General features: G+C 47.0%; 1 pseudogene. It reads left to right on the top strand.

Going from position 1 to position 857, the window contains the following annotated elements:
• Positions 1-734, top strand: a pseudogene (locus ACWPVL_RS11715) (PTS mannitol transporter subunit IICBA); the annotation flags it as partial.
• Positions 735-857 lie beyond the last annotated feature (123 nt).

Genomic DNA, 857 nt, shown 5'->3' with positions numbered 1-857 from the left:
GTGAAGCGAAGATGAAGTCGATGAAAGCTGAAGCTAAAGGTCAGGATGTGGCTGCTGCTAAAGATGTCATGAGCCAGGCTAAAGGCATTAAGCAAATTATCTTTGCTTGCGATGCCGGCATGGGCTCCAGTGCCATGGGTGCTTCGATTCTTCGTGATAAAGTCAAGAAGGCTGGTTTGGATCTGTCGGTTACCAACACGGCCATTAGCAACTTGCAGGATAAGCCGGGACTCTTAGTTGTGACGCAAGAAGAATTGGCTGATCGGGCTAAGAAACAAACGCCTGATGCAGCACACGTCGCTGTTGAGAACTTCTTGAATAGTCCTAAGTATGATGAGATCATTGCTAGTTTGAAGGCTGAAGCAGTTGGCGGGACAGATGAAACCGCAACTAAAGAAACGCCAAAAGCTAAGCAGGAAACGCCAGAAGACGAGCTTAACGATATCGACTTCGATAAGATTACAGAAGCAGACTTCCTGCATCACGATCAAAATATCGGCTCAGCAACTATGGCACAAGCGACATTCCGCTCTGAGTTGCGAAAACTCAACAAAGACGTCAAGGTTCGTAATGTTGCGATCGGTGAGATTGATGATAAGGATCATGTCTTAATCATCGCATCGAAAGAAACTGCCCGGCGTGTTAAATTACAATTTGCCAATGTTCAAGTCTATACCGTGGATGGTCTTTTGAACGCGACGAACTATGATAAACTTATTGAGAAATTGAAATAAGCGAGGTCGAGTGGCGGCCGTCTGGGGCGAAAAACATGTTACTAACGAATCGTGAACAGGAAATGATCAGACTGAGGATGAGCCAGCCCGCCGGCATAAGCCGCGACGAGCTGGAGCGACAGC

This window comes from Streptococcus sp. Marseille-Q8145 (assembly GCF_965112035.1).
The sequence above is the reverse complement of the archived record's forward strand: the minus strand, read 5'-3'. Positions and strand labels throughout refer to the sequence as shown.